14 protein-coding genes are annotated in these 17,495 nt (G+C 74.4%); 8 read left to right on the top strand and 6 right to left on the bottom strand.

Translation table 11 applies throughout. The features are described from left to right. Window positions 1-43: 43 nt before the first annotated feature. Window positions 44-1,393, bottom strand: coding sequence for an acyltransferase family protein (locus ACFUEL_RS17235; protein WP_380237104.1), 1,350 nt, complete (start codon window positions 1,391-1,393; stop codon window positions 44-46). Between the two features lie 197 nt (window positions 1,394-1,590). On the opposite strand from ACFUEL_RS17235, the gene ACFUEL_RS17230 reads away from it, so the two are divergent. The 5 genes from ACFUEL_RS17230 (at window position 1,591) to ACFUEL_RS17210 (ending at window position 9,012) form a co-directional block, all read left to right on the top strand. Further along, entirely contained in the window at window positions 1,591-2,862 is a 1,272-nt protein-coding gene (locus ACFUEL_RS17230) for a glycosyltransferase 87 family protein (RefSeq protein WP_380237103.1), read from the top strand. Window positions 2,863-2,917: 55 nt separating this feature from the next. Further along, the gene (locus ACFUEL_RS17225) at window positions 2,918-4,432 is read left to right on the top strand and encodes a glycosyltransferase family 39 protein (RefSeq protein ID WP_380237102.1); all 1,515 of its coding nucleotides are present in this window, start codon (window positions 2,918-2,920) and stop codon (window positions 4,430-4,432) included. A 120-nt stretch (window positions 4,433-4,552) separates the two neighbouring features. Continuing rightward, complete coding sequence (locus ACFUEL_RS17220; RefSeq protein ID WP_380237101.1) at window positions 4,553-5,710, top strand: glycosyltransferase 87 family protein; 1,158 nt, start codon at window positions 4,553-4,555, stop codon at window positions 5,708-5,710. Window positions 5,711-5,812: 102 nt separating this feature from the next. Then, on the top strand, window positions 5,813-8,440 hold the full coding sequence (gene pcrA / locus ACFUEL_RS17215; protein ID WP_380237100.1) for a DNA helicase PcrA: 2,628 nt from the start codon (window positions 5,813-5,815) through the stop codon (window positions 8,438-8,440). Between the two features lie 167 nt (window positions 8,441-8,607). Beyond that, window positions 8,608-9,012, top strand: a complete 405-nt coding sequence (locus ACFUEL_RS17210; RefSeq protein WP_380237105.1) for a cobalamin B12-binding domain-containing protein — start codon at window positions 8,608-8,610, stop codon at window positions 9,010-9,012. 229 nt (window positions 9,013-9,241) lie between these two features. Here ACFUEL_RS17210 and ACFUEL_RS17205 read toward each other — a convergent pair whose 3' ends face one another. The 4 genes from ACFUEL_RS17205 to ACFUEL_RS17190 form a co-directional block, all read right to left on the bottom strand. Continuing rightward, on the bottom strand, window positions 9,242-10,816 hold the full coding sequence (locus ACFUEL_RS17205; protein ID WP_380237099.1) for a DUF5691 domain-containing protein: 1,575 nt from the start codon (window positions 10,814-10,816) through the stop codon (window positions 9,242-9,244). Further along, window positions 10,813-10,956, bottom strand: coding sequence for a hypothetical protein (locus ACFUEL_RS17200; RefSeq protein ID WP_380237098.1), 144 nt, complete (start codon window positions 10,954-10,956; stop codon window positions 10,813-10,815). Before ACFUEL_RS17200 ends, ACFUEL_RS17205 begins: the two co-directional genes overlap by 4 nt. A gap of 106 nt (window positions 10,957-11,062) precedes the next feature. Next, complete coding sequence (locus tag ACFUEL_RS17195) at window positions 11,063-12,376, bottom strand: SWIM zinc finger family protein (RefSeq protein ID WP_380237097.1); 1,314 nt, start codon at window positions 12,374-12,376, stop codon at window positions 11,063-11,065. Window positions 12,377-12,417: 41 nt separating this feature from the next. Further along, on the bottom strand, window positions 12,418-12,771 hold the full coding sequence (locus ACFUEL_RS17190) for a MerR family transcriptional regulator (protein ID WP_380237096.1): 354 nt from the start codon (window positions 12,769-12,771) through the stop codon (window positions 12,418-12,420). Window positions 12,772-12,861: 90 nt separating this feature from the next. Here ACFUEL_RS17190 and ACFUEL_RS17185 point away from each other — a divergent pair, with 90 nt between their 5' ends. After that, entirely contained in the window at window positions 12,862-13,311 is a 450-nt protein-coding gene (locus ACFUEL_RS17185) for a hypothetical protein (RefSeq protein ID WP_380237095.1), read from the top strand. Here the strand turns inward: ACFUEL_RS17185 and ACFUEL_RS17180 are convergent. Next, a complete protein-coding gene (locus ACFUEL_RS17180) occupies window positions 13,256-13,783 on the bottom strand; it encodes a hypothetical protein (RefSeq protein ID WP_380237094.1) in 528 nt (175 codons plus the stop codon). The genes ACFUEL_RS17185 and ACFUEL_RS17180 overlap by 56 nt on opposite strands. Window positions 13,784-14,037: 254 nt before the next feature. Between ACFUEL_RS17180 and ACFUEL_RS17175 the strand changes: the two genes are divergently transcribed. Together ACFUEL_RS17175 and ACFUEL_RS17170 are read left to right on the top strand one after the other, a co-directional pair. Beyond that, window positions 14,038-15,135, top strand: a complete 1,098-nt coding sequence (locus ACFUEL_RS17175; RefSeq protein WP_380237093.1) for an AAA family ATPase — start codon at window positions 14,038-14,040, stop codon at window positions 15,133-15,135. After that, window positions 15,132-17,495, top strand: a 2,364-nt coding sequence (locus tag ACFUEL_RS17170; protein WP_380237091.1) for a DUF5682 family protein, incomplete at its 3' end; no start/stop codon positions are given. The genes ACFUEL_RS17175 and ACFUEL_RS17170, both read left to right, overlap by 4 nt.

Raw genomic sequence — 17,495 nt, 5'->3', positions numbered from 1 at the left:
CCTCCGGAGAGGGGGGCCGGGCCCCGGCACGCGGAACGGGCGGTCAGATGACCTGTTCGAGCCGCTGCTGCTCGGCGTCCACCCGGGCCGCCGAGCGGCGGTCGAGCGCCTTGGCGACCTTCTTGCCGAGCTTCTGGCCGGGCATCTCGATCAGCTTGTAGGTCAGCTGGCTGGCGACCAGCACCGCCGCGACGAAGGTCAGCGGCAGCAGCCAGCGGCCCCAGCCGGTGGTCGGGTAGGTGACCAGGTGGTCCTTGAACCACCAGGTCGCCCAGAGGACCGGGATGTGCACCACGTACACCGAGTAGCTGATCGTGCCGAGCCAGGTCAGCGGCCGGGGCCAGCGCCTGGAGCGCAGCAGCATGCCGATGCCGAAGACCGCCCAGGCCGCCACGTACGGCAGCGAGAAGCCCTCCCAGCTGGAGGTCCAGGTGCGGTCGAACGCCTTGCCGTGGTTGTACATGTAGCCGACGAGGAAGCCGGAGGCCAGGACGAAGGCGCAGGCGACGGCGGCCAGCGCCCGGTCGATCTGGCCCTTCTCGGCGCGGAAGATCGCGGTGCCGGCGAACATGGTGGCCAGGATCATCATGCTCTCGAAGAACGTGGACCTGGCGTTCACGAACAGCAGCAGCGCGCCGAGCCCGCCGAGCACCAGCGCGCCGATCCGGACCAGTTCGGGGCGGCCGAGCAGGACCAGCACCAGGCCGGTCAGCATCACCAGGGCGGTGGCGATGATCAGGTGGTGGGTGGGGGACGGCGCCGTCCAGACCGGCTTGGCGGTGATCAGGGCCGGCTTCCACCAGGCGCCGAGCAGCAGCGCGGCCGCCGCGAAGAACAGCGCGATCGGGGCGCTCTGCCGGTGCCAGCCCTTCACGAACAGGGCGCTGACGAGGAAGTAGAACACCATCTCGTAGCAGAGCGTCCACATCGCGCCGAGCGCGCTCGGGATGTTGGTCATCTCGTGCAGCAGCGTCAGGTTCGCCAGGTACGACCAGTACGGGCGGTCGGTGACCACGCTCGGGACCGCCGAGTACTTGGTGGGCAGCACCAGGAGCGACAGCACCACGGCCACGATGATCAGCGGGTAGATCCGGAACAGCCGGCCCACCCAGAACCCGCGCACGTCACCGCGCCGCTCCAGCGAGGCGGGCACGATGTACCCGCTCACCAGGAAGAACAGCATGACGGAGAAGATGCCGAGGTCGAACTTCTCCTCGAAGGCCGGGCCCCACGAGTACCACCGGAGCAGTCCGAAGTGGTGGACCGCGACGAGCAGCGCGGCGATGCCGCGCAGTGCGTCGAGCCAGCCGAGGCGCGCGGGGGGCCGTCCGGGGACGGCGGGCTTCCTGGTGCCGTCCGTGGAGGGAGCGGACTGGTGTTCAATCGCGGTCACAGCCGACGAGGCTAGCCCACGACCGTCCTCATGCGCACCGGCCGGGGTGGCGGCGGGCTGTCCGCGGATGCGGAGGTTTGGGGCTTCGTCCAAGGAGGTGGTATGAATTTCGGGCGCTGTCAAGCGACACGCACGCGCGGGGGCGAACGCGAGTCGGGCACCCGACGGCCCGCTGCGGTACCTGCGAACGGAGCGTCATGCCTGGCACCATAGAGAAGGGCCGACTGGACACCGGCAGCGGCGCCGCGGACGACGCCCCGGCGACGCACCCCTTCCACCGGGACCCCCAGGTGCTCGCGCGTCTCGGCTACTGGGCCTGCTCCCGTTTCGTCATGGTCATGATGGTGTTCTGGAACAAGGACAACGTCAACGGCGAGCCGCACCTGTTCTACGAGCCCTGGGCCCGCGTGCTGCGCACCGGCACCTTCCCGGTCGGCGACGTGACCTGGCAGTACCCGCCCGGCGCGGCCGGCGCGTTCCTCGCCCCGTACCTGGTGCCGTTCACCAACTACGTCCAGGGCTTCCTGGTGCTCACCCTGATCGCCGACTTCGCCATCATGGGCGGGCTGCTGTGGTACGGCACCCGCGCCGGCCGCTCGTTGGCGGGTTCCGGGTTCTGGCTGCTGGGCCTGCCGCTGATGCTGATGCAGCCCTACGTCCACTTCGACGTGCTGGTGACGCTGTTCGCGGTGTTCGGCGTGCTGTGCCTGCAGGGCCGCTCCTGGGTCGGCGGCTCGTTCGCCGCGATCGGGGCGATGATCAAGGTCTGGCCGGCCTTCGCGATCTTCGGTGCGCCGCGCGGCCGCGGCCTGAAGCAGGCGATCACCGGCTTCGTCGCCGCAGCGCTCGCGCTGACCGCGATCGCCGCGGTCACCATGCGCGGCTCCTTCGACTTCCTGCACGGCCAGGGCAACCGCGGCATCGAGGTGGAGTCGCTGCCGGGCAGCCTGCTGCTGATCGCGCAGAAGCTCGGCTACCACCACGGCGAGATCACCTACCGGTACGGCTCGATGGAGATCGTCTCCGCGCACACCCCGCTCCTGTCCAAGGCCATGCTCGGCCTCAGCGTGCTCGGCTTCGCCGGCCTGCTGGTCTGGCGGATCGTGGCGAAGCGCTTCACGGACTCGACGCCCGCCGACGCCGCGATGACCGCGATGCTGGTCTTCGTGGTCACCAGCCGGGTGATCAGCCCGCAGTACATGATCTGGCTGCTGGGCATGGCCGCCGTCTGCCTGTCCTTCCGCTCCACCTCGCAGCGGCCGGTGGCGGTCCTGCTGATGGCGGCGACCGCGCTGACCACCGTCGAGTACCCGCTGTTCTGGGGCCCGGTGCTCTGGGGCGACACCACTTTCCGGACGGTCCTGCTGCTGCGCAACGCGCTCCTGGTGGCCGCGGTCCTGCTTTCCTGCGCCCGGCTGTGGCGTTCCACCGTTCCCTCGCGGCGCGAGCGCCGCCAGGCCGCCCGATAGTCTGGCGCGGCCCCCGCACGGCAATGAGCGACTTCTGGAGAGGGACCTTCCCACGATGACCGTCAGCGCGACCAGCTCCGCCTCCTCCGGGGCTGCCGCCGGCTCCCGGGGGCCAGTGCAGGGCTTCGGCCGGAAGGCGCTTCCCGTCCTGCGCCACCTGGTGTGGGCGGGCCCCGCCGCGCTGACGCTGGCGCTCTGCCTCCACAAGGCCGACGGCCCCCTGCTGTGGTCCGACGAACTGGCCACCTGGAACGCGGTGAACCGCTCGCCGCGGGAGATCCTCGCCCTGCTGCACCACGTGGACGCGGTGGTCGGCGTCTACTACCTGCTGCTCCACTACTGGACCGACCTCTTCGGGCACTCGCTCGCCGTGCTCCGGATGCCCTCCGCCCTGGCCATGACCGGGGCGACCGCGCTCGTCGTGCTGACCGGCCGCAAGGTCTTCAACACCACCACCGGCGTGGTGGCGGGCCTGCTCTTCGCCCTCACCCCCTCGGTGTCCCGCTACGGCCAGGAGGCCCGCGGCTACGCCTTCGTGGTGCTGTTCGCCGCCGCCGCGACCCTCCTGCTGCTGCGCGCCCTGGAGCGGCCGAGCGCGCTGCGCTGGCTCCTCTACGGGGCCGACCTGGTCGTGGTCGGCACCTTCCACGTGATCGCGCTGGTCTTCCTCGTCCCGCACGCCGCCGTGGCCGCCTGGCGCTGGTGGAACAGCCGCGCCCGCGGCGTGCTGATCGGCTTCCCGGCCGCCGCCGCCGGCGCCGTGCTGATCCTGTCCCCGCTCGTCATGCTCGGCCGCCGCCAGGTCGGACGCCAGCTCAGCTGGCTGCACACGCCCACCTTCAAGGACGTCGTCGAGGTGTTCTGGCGCGGGCTGTACGCCTCCACCTGGATCAGCCTGGTGGTGCTCGCCCTCGCCGTGCTCCCGCTCGCCTGGCCGCGCAACCGCCGCCCCGCGCTGGAACTCGGCATGATCGCGGTGGTGCCGATCCCGCTGCTGTGGCTCGCCTCCCAGGGCCACACCTCGTACTTCATCGACCGCTACCTGCTCTTCACGCTGCCCGCCTGGATCATCGTCGCCGCCGCGGGACTGACCGCGCTCCGGCCGCGGGCCCTCACCGCGGTCGGCCTGATCGCCTTCCTGCTCCTCGGCGTGCAGGACCAGCAGAACGTCCGCGACCGCTACGCGCGCACCACCTGGGACGGCGCGGCCGCCGCCGAGATCATCGCCCGGGGCTACCAGCCGGGCGACGCCGTCGCGCCGCTGCGCTTCGGCAACGGCATCTTCTACGGCGTCTCCGCCGCACTGGACTTCTACCTGCCGCAGGACGACAAGCTGAAGGACGTCTTCGTCAAGAAGACCGCGATCGCCCGCGGCGACCTCTACCCGACGCTCTGCCCCGATCCGGCCGCCTGCCTCGGCGACACCAAGCGGATCTGGGTGGTCACCATCGGCTGGCAGGACCCGTTCGCGGACTTCGACCCCGAGCAGGCCCGGGTGTTGAAGGAGGCGTTCCCGAAGACCACCGTCACCCGGGGGCCGAACATCGTGGTCACCCTGATGGAACGCTGAATTCCGCCGCTCCCGGACGCGCCTGCGCGGCGGACCGGACGGGGTTGAATACCTTGGCCGGATGTCATCGACCCTCCCGGACCGCACCCGGCCGGTGCCCGCACGAGAGGGCGCGCCGTGGTGCGCGCCCTGACCGAGGTCGCCGACCCGCCGGGGCCGGGCCTGCGGAGCGAACGGGCCGCCCACCCCGTCCGGACGGCCCTGCTCGGCTACCTGGGCGCCCGGGCGGTCGGCGTCCTGCTGCTCGCCTGGTGGGGCAGCCACCGGGGCGTCGGCGGCCTGTACCGGCTGAGCTCCCTGTGGGACGCGTACTGGTACCAGCAGATCGCCGCCCACGGCTACGCGGGCACCCGGCCGGTGCCCGGCCCCTACGGCCCCTACGAGCCGTACGCGTTCTTCCCCGCCTACCCGCTGCTGGTCCGGGCGGCCGGGCTGGTGCTGCCGCTCAACTACGCGGCGCTGGCGGTCGCCTGGGCGGCCTCGCTGGCCGCCGCCTGGGGCATCCACGCCGTCGCGGCCCGGCTGTACGGCGACCGGGCCGGGGTGGTCGCCGCCGTCCTGTGGGGCGTCCTGCCGTACGCGGTGGTGGAGAGCGCCGCCTACTCGGAGGCGCTGTTCACCGCCTTCGCGGCCTGGACGGTGCACGCGGCGCTCCGGCGCCGCTGGGTGTGGGCCGGGCTGCTGTGCACCTGCGCCGGACTGACCCGCCCCACCGGACTCACCCTGGCCCTGGCGGTCGGCGCGGCCGCCCTGCTCGAACTGGTCCGCCGACGCGACCCGCGCGCCCTGCTCGGCGCCGTGCTGGCCCCGCTCGGCTGCGTCGGCTTCATCGCCTGGGTCGGCCACCGCAAGGGCCGCTGGGACGGCTACTTCCGGGTGCAGGACGCCTGGCAGTCGCACTTCGACTTCGGCCGCTCCACCTTCGCCTCGCTGCGCCGGATGCTGGTCACCGCCGACACCGTGTGGCTGGTGGACGTGGTCACCGCCTGCACCCTGCTGGCGGCCGTGGTGCTGCTGGTGCTCTCCGCGATCCAGCGCCAGCCGCCGGTGCTGCTGCTCTACAGCGCGGGCATGCTGCTGCTCGCCCTCGGCGACGCCGCCTACTTCAACTCCAGGGCCCGCTTCCTGCTGCCCGCCTTCGGACTGCTGTACCCGCTCGCGACCGCCCTCGCCCGCACCCGGACCAGATCGGCGACCGTCCTGCTGCTCGTCGCGGCGGCGCTGGTGTCCGCCGCGTACGGCGGGTACGTCGCCTTCGTCTACCCGGACGCCCCGTAGCGGCGCCCGCGCGGGCCGCTCCCCGGCGGGGGCCGCTCCCCGCGCGGGCCGTTCCCCGGCGGGGGCGGGGATGTCGGTGGCGGGCCATAGACTCGAAGGGCCATGAGTAGCCTCTTCGATGACCTCCCGCTCCCCGGCTTCGAGCGCCCCGCCGTCGGGTCGAGCCCCCGCCCCGCAGACCGGCAGTGGTCCGAGGAGGAGGCGCCGCCGCCGGACGAACCGTACGACGACGGGCCGTACGACCCCGGCTACGGCGAGGAGGACATCCCCGACGGGCTGTTCGCCACCGACCACGCCGCCGAGGCCGAGCGGGACGCCTGGCACCGCAACGGCGCCGCCCGCACCGTCGTCGACCCGGCGCAGCTGCTGGAGGGCATGAACGACCCGCAGCGCGAGGCCGTGCTGCACGCCGGGTCGCCGCTGCTGATCGTGGCCGGCGCGGGCTCCGGCAAGACCCGGGTGCTCACCCACCGGATCGCCCACCTGCTGGCCGCCCGCGGCGTGCAGCCCGGCGAGATCCTGGCGATCACCTTCACCAACAAGGCCGCCGGCGAGATGCGCGAGCGCGTCGAGGCGCTGGTCGGCCCGCGCGCCAAGGCGATGTGGGTCTCCACCTTCCACAGCGCGTGCGTGCGGATCCTGCGCCGCGAGGCCAAGCAGCTGGGCATGAACTCCAGCTTCTCGATCTACGACTCGGCGGACTCCCAGCGCCTGATGGCCCTGGTCTGCCGGGACCTGGACCTCGACCCCAAGCAGTTCCCGCCGAAGTCCTTCACCTCCAAGATCAGCAACCTGAAGAACGAGCTGATCGACGAGGAGACCTACGCCGACCAGGCCGCCAACCCGACCGAGAAGAAGCTCGCCGAGGCGTACTTCCTCTACCAGCGGCGGCTGCGCGAGGCCAACGCCCTCGACTTCGACGACATCATCATGGCCACCGTCAACCTGCTGCAGGCGTTCCCCGCCGTCGCCGAGCACTACCGGCGCAGGTTCCGGCACATCCTGGTCGACGAGTACCAGGACACCAACCACGCCCAGTACACCCTGGTGCGCGAGCTCTCCGGCGGTTCCGCGGGGCAGGCGCCCCGGACGACCGTCGACGGCGAGTACGTGAACCCCGCCGAGGCGGACCTCGCACAGATCCCGCCCGCCGAACTGTGCGTGGTCGGCGACGCCGACCAGTCGATCTACGCCTTCCGCGGCGCCACCATCCGCAACATCCTCCAGTTCGAGGAGGACTACCCGAACGCGACGACCATCCTGCTGGAGCAGAACTACCGCTCCACCCAGACCATCCTCTCCGCCGCCAACTCGGTCATCGAACGCAACAGCAACCGCCGCAAGAAGAACCTCTGGACGGCCGGCGACCAGGGCGAGCAGGTCGTCGGCTACGTCGCCGACGACGAGCACGGCGAGGCCCAGTTCATCGCCGAGGAGATCGACCGGCTCACCGACGCGGGCGACGCCCGCCCCGGCGACGTGGCGATCTTCTACCGCACCAACGCCCAGTCCCGGGTCTTCGAAGAGGTGTTCATCCGGGTCGGCCTGCCCTACAAGGTCGTCGGCGGCGTGCGCTTCTACGAGCGCAAGGAGGTCAAGGACGTCCTGGCCTACCTGCGGGTGCTCTCCAACCCCGAGGACACCGTCCCGCTGCGCCGGATCCTCAACGTCCCCAAGCGCGGCATCGGCGAGCGCGCCGAGGCGATGATCGACGCCCTCGCCTCGCGCGAGCGGATCTCCTTCGCCGCCGCGCTGCGCCGGGTCGACGAGGCGTACGGGATGGCCGCGCGCTCCGCCAACGCGGTGAAGAAGTTCAACGAACTGCTCGCCGGGCTGCGCCAGGTCGTCGACTCCGGCGCCGGCCCGGCCGCCGTGCTGGAGGCCGTCCTGGAGGAGACCGGCTACCTCGCCGAGCTCCAGTCCTCCACCGACCCGCAGGACGAGACCCGGGTGGAGAACCTCCAGGAGCTCGCCTCGGTCGCCCTCGAGTACGAGAAGGACCCGGGGGAGCGCCCCGAGGGCGACGAGGGGCCGCCGGTCGGCTCGCTCGCCGACTTCCTGGAGCGGGTCGCGCTGGTCGCCGACTCCGACCAGATCCCCGATGAGGAGGACGGGGCCGGGGTGATCACGATGATGACCCTGCACACCGCCAAGGGCCTGGAGTTCCCGGTCGTCTTCCTCACCGGCATGGAGGACGGGATCTTCCCGCACATGCGGGCCCTCAACCAGGTCAAGGAACTGGAGGAGGAGCGCCGCCTCGCCTACGTCGGCCTCACCCGGGCCCGGCAGCGGCTCTACCTGACCCGCTCGGTGCTGCGCAGCGCCTGGGGCCAGCCCTCCTACAACCCGGCCTCGCGCTTCCTGGAGGAGATCCCGGAGAAGCTGATCGAGTGGAAGCGCACCGGCGCCGCCGCGGTGCCGCCCTCGCGCGGCTACTCGTCCTCCGGGTCGGGCTCCGGGTCGGGCGGGGGCTCGTACGGCTCCTCGCGCGGCTCCGGGTTCTCCACCGCGGCCTCGCCGAAGGCCGGCTGGGGCAAGTCCGCGCGGACGGTCACCGACCGGGAGGTCGTCGCGCTCGCCGTCGGCGACCGGGTCAGCCACGACAGCTTCGGCCTCGGCACCGTCGTCGGCGTCGAGGGCGTCGGGGACAGGGCCAAGGCCACGGTCGACTTCGGCTCCGCCGGGCGCAAGGTGCTGCTGCTGCGGTACGCCCCCGTCGAGAAGCTCTGAGCGGACGGGCGGCCCCGCCCCGCTGTGATTTTGCCCTCCTATCGGCAGGTGGGAGGGACGGCGGCCCCGCGGGCCGCTAACCTCCCCTCAGGTCTGTTAGAAGCGGTTAACACCGAGCCCGTGGCCAGGACGGCCGGGTGGTGGACGAGATGGTCCAGGAGGCAGTCATGGTGGTGTCGGGGCCGATCCGAGTCGTGGTCGCCAAGCCCGGACTCGACGGGCACGACCGGGGAGCCAAGGTCATCGCGCGCGCCCTGCGCGACGCGGGCATGGAGGTCATCTACACCGGCCTCCACCAGACCCCCGAGCAGATCGTCGACACGGCGATCCAGGAGGACGCGGACGGCATCGGCCTGTCCATCCTCTCCGGCGCGCACATGACCCTCTGCGCGAAGGTCATCGAGCTCCTCAAGGAGCGCGACGCCGCCGACATCAAGGTCTTCTGCGGCGGGATCATCCCCGACGCGGACATCACCGAACTGAAGGCCCTCGGCGTCGCGGACATCTTCACCCCGGGCACCTCCACCCAGGAGGTCGTCAGCTGGGTGGAGTCCAACCTCCGGGCCAGCTGAGAGCCCCCACCAGGGGGTCGGGAGAGCACCGCCAGGGGCTCGGGGAACGGCGAGCCCGGGTCTGCTGGCGGTTCACTGCCGGAGCGCGCATCGGCTTCCGGTTCTGTTACTACACGCAGCAGCACGGACACTCCGATGGGCTCCGGCCGTCAGCAGCACGGACTCGCCGTTCCCCGAGCCCCTGTTGTGGATCCCGCCGTTCTCACCGAGCCCCCTGAAGGGGCTCTTCTCACTCCAGTTCGCTGAGCATCGCCTGCCGGAAGCGCAGCGTCCCCGCGAGGCGGGAGAAGGTGTCGGACCAGGCGGTGTCCGGGGCGGTGTCGGCGGAGAGGGCCTCGACGGCGGGGGCGGTCTCGGGGGCCAGGGCGCGTTCGGTCATGCCGAGGACGCCGCTGTGGCTCCAGGGGTAGGAGCCGAGCTCCGCGGCGCGCTTGAGGGCGGCGACGACGGCGGTGGAGAGCGGGGGCGTCCAGGGGGTGGCGCAGGCGCCGAGGAGCTGGAAGGCGTCGCCGAGCCCGTGGGTCTGGACGAACGCGGCCGTCCAGGAGGCCCGTTCGGCGGGCGGCAGGACGGACAGCAGCTTGGCCGGCGCGCCGGGGGTGCGGGTGTCGCGGCCGGGCCGCGGCGGGGTGCCGAGCAGCGCGCGGGCCCAGGCGGCGTCCTGCTGGCGGACGGCGGCGCGGGCCCACGCCTCGCGCAGGTCCTCGGCCCATTCGGCGCCGCCGCCGTCGGGCGAGTCGACGGTGGGCAGGGCGAGCAGCTGTTCGGGGGTGAGGCCCGTCCCGGTGGTCCACAGGGCGAGCGGTGCCCCGGCGATGACCTCGCCGAACCACCAGGCGCGTTCGCCGCGGCCGGTGGGCGACTTGACCGGTATGCCGTCGCGCTGCATCGCGGCGTCGCAGGCGGCGGGCGGGGTGATGTGCAGCCGGTCGCCGTCGTGCCGGACGGCGGCGCGGGCGCGGTCGGCCATCCGGGCGGCGAGGGCGGAGCCGGGGAGGGTGGAGAGGAGTTCCGCGGCGGTGGCGCGGACGTTCTTGGAGCGGTCGGAGAGCGCGGCCTCCAGGAAGTCCTCGTCGGCGGCGGAGAGCCCGTCCTGGAGGGAGTCGAGGAACAGCACCCGGTCCTCGGCCCGTTCGGTGCTCCAGGTGGAGGCGAGCAGGGCCAGCCCGGCGGCCGGGTCGGTGCGCCGAAGCCGGGTCAGGTGGGTCACGCGTTCGGCGAACAGGCCCTCCTGCCACAGGAGTTCACCGGGCTGGTCGAGGGCGTCCGGTTCGCCGGCGGTGCGGGTGACGTACTTCCAGTCGGGGTTGTGCGGGGCCAGCCAGCGGCCGAGCGGCCCGGCCAGGGCGACGGCGTCGGTGCGCAGTTCGGAGCGGGCGCGGGCGGTGTCCAGCAGGGTCGGGACGAGGGCGGGCGGCAGCCGGTGGCCGCGGGCGCGGGCGGCGCTCAGCCACTGCGGGAGCAGCTCGGCCAGGTTGGCCGTGGTGCCCTGGCCGCTGCGGGTGCCGAGCAGGACGGCCAGCCGGCGGGCGGCGGCCTCCGGCAGGGCGGGCCGCGGGTCGTCCGGGGCGGGCGGGGGCGTCTCGACGGCGGGGGCGGGCAGCGCGCCGGCCCGGCGGCGGACGGCGGCGACGGCGGCCAGGTCGAGCAGCGCGCCGGCCGGGTCGGTGCGGTCGACGGCGGCGGCCAGCGGGGTGCGGGCCTCCGGCAGCGGGCGGCGGTCGGTGCCGAGCAGGGCGGCGCTCTGCAGGTCGGCCCAGTCGTCGGCCCGGTCGCCGTCGTGGGCGAGCGTGGGCGCGGTCATGCCCGGTCTCCGTTCGGCCGGTTGGTGGCGGTGCGGTGGCGGCGGCCCCAGCCGCTGGCGAGGGCGGCCCGGCGGGCGGCGTGGTGCAGGGTGATGCGCCGGACGGCGGCGCGCTGCCGGATGCTGCGGGTGCGGGTCATCGGTTCCTCCGGTCGACGGCTGGTCGGGGGCGCCGGGGAGCGTCCGTACCGTCGGGTGGTGCGGGTGCGGGTGCGGGTGGGCGCGGTGGGCGGGAGGGTCGGGCGGTCAGCCGAGCGGGACGGGCCGGTGGTCGGCGTCCCACGCGGTGACGGGCGCGAAGCCGCGGTGGCCGCACTCGCCGAACAGGGTGACGGGGTGCCCGGCGGAGACCGCGGCGAGCCGCCACAGGGCCGGTTCGGGCAGGGCGCCGCGGCGCACCGGCAGGCTGTGCGTGCCGTCGGTCAGCCGCCAGCCGTCCGGGGTGCGGACCGGCACCACGTCGGCCAGGACGGCGGGCCGGCTCTCCAGCCACGGGTCCTCGGCGACGGCGGCGCCGTACTCGGCGAGCGCCGCGGCGGGCGTCAGGCCCGCGGGCGCGGCGGCCGGGGCGGGCTCGGGGCTGCCGTAGCGGGTGCCCAGGACGGCCCGCAGCGGGCGGGCGCCCGGGTGGTAGGCCAGGTCGGCCTCCAGCAGGTAGCCGGTGGGCAGCGCGAGGTCCGGCGCCTGGCCGGGGCGGCCGAAGGCCAGCAGCAGGGCGGGCCGCCCGGTCTTCGCGCCGCGCAGCCACACCCGGCGGGTGGTCAGCCGGTCGTCCGCGGTGTCCCGGCTGCCCAGGACGTGCCAGCGGTCCCGGACGGTCGGGCCGGCCAGCAGGTCGGCGGTGTCGGTGGTGAAGCCGACCCGGGCCCGGACGGTCGCGGCGAGGGCCTCGGGCAGGGTGTCGACCCGGCCGTAGGCGCCGGCCAGCAGGTGCAGCATCGCGTACTCCTCCAGCAGTTCGTCCTGCGGCGCCTCGGCGAGCGCCCGGACCCCGGACGCCAGACCGGGCGCCTGGGCGTCGACCATCCGGGCCGCGACCTCCTCCCACGCGCCGGCCGGCCGCGGGTCGGCCAGCCCGCGGCGGACGCCGTCGGCCAGCCGCAGCCGCAGCTCGCGGGCGCCGCCCGCGACCCGGGCGGAGCGCTTCCCGGCCCGCTTGCGGGCGGCCTCCGGATCCGCCTCGGCGGCCTTCGCCCGCTGCTTGGCGGCCTTGTCGACGGCGGCCTGGCTGCGGCCGTTCAGCCACTCCTCGACCCAGTCCGGCGGGGCGGCGCCGTCGGCGACGGCCTCCGGCCCGGCGGCCCACAGCAGCAGCAGCCCGAGGGCGTGCTTGCACGGGAACTTCCGGCTCGGGCAACTGCACTTGTACGCGGGCGTGCCGAGTTCGACCGCCGTCCGGTACGGGGTGCTGCCGCTGCCCTTGCACAGGCCCCACAGCGCGCCCCGCCCGGTGCCGGTGGCCGACCACGGGGCCGGGCCGGAGAGCTTGCCCGCGGCCTTCAGGGAAGCCGGATCGGGCGCCAGCGAAAGGACGTGTTCGGTGCTCCAGCGTTCCTCCATGCCGACGACGCTAGGAGGCCCCACTGACAGTCGGCGGTCCGTCAGGACGGTGCCAGCGGGCAGCCCGTGCCGACCCGCTCGGCCAGGTCGGCACGGAGCGCGGCGAGCTCCGCCGTCCGGGCGTCGATCAGCGCGATCTTCTGCCGGAACAGCTCCGAGAGCTGCTCGGCGGCGTCCGGCGCGACGCTCAACTCCGCGCCGGTGCGGGCGATCTCGGCGAGCGAGAAGCCCAGCGCCTGCGCGGTGCGGACGTACCGCAGCCAGGGCACCGCCTCGGGCGGGAAGTCGCGGTAGCCGTTGGGCAGCCGGTGCGGGGCCAGCAGCCCGGCGCGCTCGTAGAAGCGCAGCGCGTCGCGGCTCAGCCCGGTCCGTTCGGCGAGTTCCCCGATGCGCACGCCCCTGCTCCCGTCGGTGACTTGACCCTGGACAGTACTCCACCCCCCAGCATGGGGCCGTTCCCGCACGAGACGGCACAGGAGCCCGAGATGACACCCCGCTACGCCCGCCTGGTCCGCGCCAGCGCCTGGTACGACCTGCTGGTCACCGCCCCGTTCGCCACCCCCTGGACGTACGCCCTCGCGCACCGGGCGCTGTCCGCCGCCTCCGGCGCGCTCGGGCTGGGCGAACTGCCGCCGCCGGAGCCGATGCTGACGCTGTTCGCCAACCTGATGGGCTCGGTGGTGCTGGTCTGGGCGCTGCTGCGGCTGCTGCGCCCGCGGCCGGTGCACGGGCTGTTCGACGGCGCGGCCCGGGTGCTGTTCGCCTGCTGGCAGGGCTGGGCGCTGGGGCAGGGCGCGACCGGGCTGCTGTGGGGCTTCCTGCTGGTGGAGGCGGCGTTCGGGGCGGCCCAGCTGTGGCCCTGGCAGCGGGCGGTCGGCCTCAGGCGGGGACGCGGCCGGCGGCCCGCAGCAGGCGCCACCAGTCGTCCCTGCTGAAGTCGCGGTCCTCCTCGTCCTCGGGCCAGGGGCGGACCAGCTCAGGGAAGCGGGGGCCGGCCACCCAGCCGGACAGGAAGGCGTCGAGGCCGTCGGCGATCCGGACCAGCTCGCAGCCCTGGTACCAGAGGCCGCGGGGTTCGGCGCGGGCCACCAGGACGCCGCCGTCCCGGAGGTCGAACAGCAGCGGGTCGTCGGCGACGTCGCCGATGTTCAGGTAGTCCCCGGGGTTGTCGATCCGGGCGGCGTGGGCCAGCACCTCGGGGCCCTGGTAGGCGGGGATCGAGGCGCCGGCGTGGACGGACGCCCACACGCCGAAGTGGATGCCGTCGCTCAGTGCCAGCAGCCGGCGCACGTCCGCCGGCAGTTCCGCCGGCAGCTCCCCGTCCGGCCTGGCCGGGCCGAACCCGACCGCGGGGAAGTCGACGCGCTCCCCCCACACCCGCACCAGCTCCGGGACGAGCTGTTCCATGGTCTCCCCGTTCGGCACCGCCACCGCCACCACTTCCGTTCCGTCTCCGTGTCCGGCGCGTCCGGCGCGCCCCGTACCGGGGATTGTGCCGCGTCCCGCGGCGCCGGTTGTCAGTGGCGGGGGGCAGAGTGGAACTCGCACGGGGCGAACGGGAGTTCTTCCGCCCAGGTCAGTGCCCGTGCCGTTCATTCTCCGCGCCCACTTCGCGCAGCGTTCTGACGACCCGTGAGTTCCCCGTGAGATCGGAGCAGTCGATGACCACCGAGACGACCAGCGAGGTCCTGCGGCAGCACGCCGAGGACGCGTTCGCCGAGGAGCTGGCCGCCCTCGCCCGGCACGACGACCGGGAGCGGCCGGAGCGCTGGCGGCTGTCGCCGTGGGCGGTCGCCACCTACCTGCTCGGCGGCGAACTCGCCGACGGCACCGTGATCACGCCCAAGTACATCGGCCCGCGCCGGGTGGTCGAGGTCGCCGTGACCACGCTGGCCACCGACCGGGCGCTGCTGCTGCTCGGCGTGCCCGGCACCGCCAAGACCTGGGTGTCCGAGCACCTCGCGGCGGCGATCTCCGGAGACTCCACGCTGCTGGTGCAGGGCACCGCGGGCACGCCGGAGGAGGCCGTCCGCTACGGCTGGAACTACGCCCAACTCCTCGCCCACGGCCCGAGCGAGGACGCGCTGGTGCCGTCCCCGCTGATGCGCGCCATGCGGCACGGGCAGATCGCCCGGGTCGAGGAGCTCACCCGCATCCCGGCCGACGTGCAGGACAGCCTGATCACCATCCTCTCCGAGAAGACCCTGCCCGTACCGGAGTTGGGCTCCGAGGTGCAGGCGGTGCGCGGGTTCAACGTGATCGCCACCGCCAACGACCGCGACCGCGGCGTCAACGAGCTGTCCTCCGCGCTGCGCCGCCGCTTCAACACCGTGGTGCTGCCGCTGCCGGCCACGCTGGAGGAGGAGGTGGAGATCGTCACCCGCCGGGTCGGCCAGCTCGGCCGCTCCCTCGACCTGCCCGAACTGCCGGGCGGCGCCGAGGAGATCCGCCGGGTGGTGACGGTCTTCCGCGAGCTGCGCTCCGGCCTGACGGCCGACGGGCGGACGAAGGTGAAGACCCCCAGCGGCACGCTCTCCACCGCCGAGGCGATCTCCGTGGTCACCAACGGCCTCGCGCTGGCCGCCCACTTCGGCGACGGCGTGCTGCGCGCGGGCGACGTCGCGGACGGCATCGTCGGCGCCGTGGTCCGCGACCCGGTCGCCGACCGGCAGGTGTGGCGCGAGTACGTGGAGGGCGTGGTCCGCGACCGCGACGGCTGGAAGGACTTCTACCGGGCCGCCCGGGAGGTCTCCGCGTGAGCACCGAAGCCGTGGGCGCGGGGGCCGTGAGCGCCGGGGCGGCGGGCGTCGGGGCCGCGGGGGTGACGCTGCTCGGGGTGCGCCACCACGGCCCCGGCTCGGCCCGGGCGGTGGCCGCCGCGCTGGCCGCCCTGCGGCCGGACGCGGTGCTGATCGAGGGCCCGCCGGAGGCCGACGACCTGGTCGCGGCCGCCGCCGAGAAGGAGATGGTGCCGCCGGTCGCGCTGCTCGCCCACGTCGCCGACGACCCGGCGCGGGCCGCGTTCTGGCCGCTGGCCGAGTTCTCGCCGGAGTGGGTGGCGCTGCGCTACGGGCTGGACGCCCAGGTGCCGGTCCACTTCATCGACCTGCCCGCCGCGCAGAGCCTCGCGCTCGGCCCGCGCGGGCGCCGCGACGGCGACGGGAACGGCGGGGACGGCGGCGGGAACGGGACCGGCGGCGGGGACGGCGAAATCGTTACCGGCGGAAGTGACACCTCCGACGGTGACGGAGCGTCAGAAGAGGGGGAGGGGTCGGGAGTGCCGGGGGGCACTTCCGGGCCCGCGCCCGTCGACCCGATCGCCGAACTCGCCGCCGCCGCGGGCCACACCGACCCCGAAGCCTGGTGGGAGGACGTGGTCGAGCACCGCACCCCCGACGACGACCCGCTGGCCCCGTTCGCGGCCCTCGCCGAGGCGATGGCGGCGCTGCGCGAGCACCACCCGGCCGAGCGGCGCGACCTGGTCCGCGAGGCCGCGATGCGCCAGCGGATCCGGGCCGCCCGCAAGGCCGGGCACCGGCGCGTCGCGGTGGTCTGCGGCGCCTGGCACGTCCCGGCGCTGGCCGCGATGCCGACGGTGGCGCACGACCGGGCGCTGCTCGCCGAGCTGCCGAAGAAGCTCAAGACCGAGCTGACCTGGGTGCCGTGGACGCACCGCCGGCTGTCCCAGCACACCGGCTACGGCGCGGGCATCGACTCGCCCGGCTGGTACCACCACCTGTTCACCGCCCCCGCGCAGCCGGTCGCCCGCTGGATGACCAGGGTCGCCGAACTGCTCCGCGCCGAGGACCACCCGGTCTCCTCCGCGCACGTCATCGAGGCCGTCCGGCTCGCCGACTCGCTCGCCGCGGTGCGCGGCCGCCCGCTGCCCGGCCTCACCGAGACGCTGGACGCGGTGCGCGCCGTGATGTGCGACGGCTCGGACGTCGCGCTCGCGCTGGTCCGTGAGCGGCTGGTGGTCGGCGACGCGCTCGGCGAAGTCCCCGACTCGGTGCCCGCGGTGCCGCTGCAACGGGACCTCACCCGCCTCCAGCGCAGCCTGCGGCTCAAGCCGGAGGCCGCGGCCCGCGAACTCGTCCTCGACCTGCGCAAGGACCTCGACGTCGAGCGCTCCCGGCTGCTGCACCGGCTGCGGCTGCTCGGCCTGCACTGGGGCCGCCCGGCCCGCGACAGCGTCAACTCCACCGGCACCTTCCGGGAGACCTGGCAGCTCGCCTGGGAGCCCGAGTTCTCCGTCCACCTGGTCGAGGCCGGGCAGTGGGGCACCACCGTGCGCTCCGCCGCCACCGGCAAGGCCGTCGCCGAGGCCGCGAAGGCCGAGCTCACCGCCCTCACCGCGCTCGCCGAGCAGTGCCTGCTGGCCGACCTGCCGGACGCGCTGCCCGAGGTGATGCGGGCCCTCGCCGACCGCGCCGCGCTCGACACCGACGCCGGGCACCTGGCCGCCGCGCTCCCCGCGCTGGTGCGCACCCTGCGCTACGGCGACGTCCGCTCCACCGACACCAGCGCGCTCACCGCCGTCGCCCACGGCCTCGCCGAACGCCTCAGCATCGCGCTGCCCGCCGCCTGCACCGGCCTCGACGCGGACGGCGCGGCCGCCCGCCGCGCCGAACTGGACGCCGTCCACCAGGCGATCGCGCTGCTCGGCGGCACCACCGCCGAACGCTGGGCCGACACCCTGGCCGCGCTCGCCGCCCGCGAACCGCACGGCGGCCCCGCGACCGGCGTCCCCGGCCTGCTGCGCGGCCGCGCCGTGCGGCTGCTGCTGGACGACGGGCGGCTCGACGCGGCGGAGGCCGGGCGGCGGCTCGGCCTGGTGCTGTCCACCGCCTCCGAGCCGGCCGACGCGGGCGGCTGGGTCGAGGGCTTCGTCTCCGGCGGCGGCGCCCTGCTGCTGCACGACCCGGCGCTGCTCGGCCTGCTCGACAGCTGGCTGTGCGGGGTCTCCCCGGACGCCTTCACCGACCTGCTGCCGGTGCTGCGCCGCACCTTCTCCTCGCTGGAGACGGGCGTGCGCCACACCATCGGCTCCCGGGTCGCGGCCGGCCCGCTCAGCGCCCCCGCGGGGCCGGCCGGTCCGGACGAGCCGCTGGACGAGGAG

The organism is Kitasatospora sp. NPDC057198, from assembly GCF_042670125.1.
Taxonomy (GTDB): domain Bacteria; phylum Actinomycetota; class Actinomycetes; order Streptomycetales; family Streptomycetaceae; genus Kitasatospora.
The sequence above is the reverse complement of the archived record's forward strand: the minus strand, read 5'-3'. Positions and strand labels throughout refer to the sequence as shown.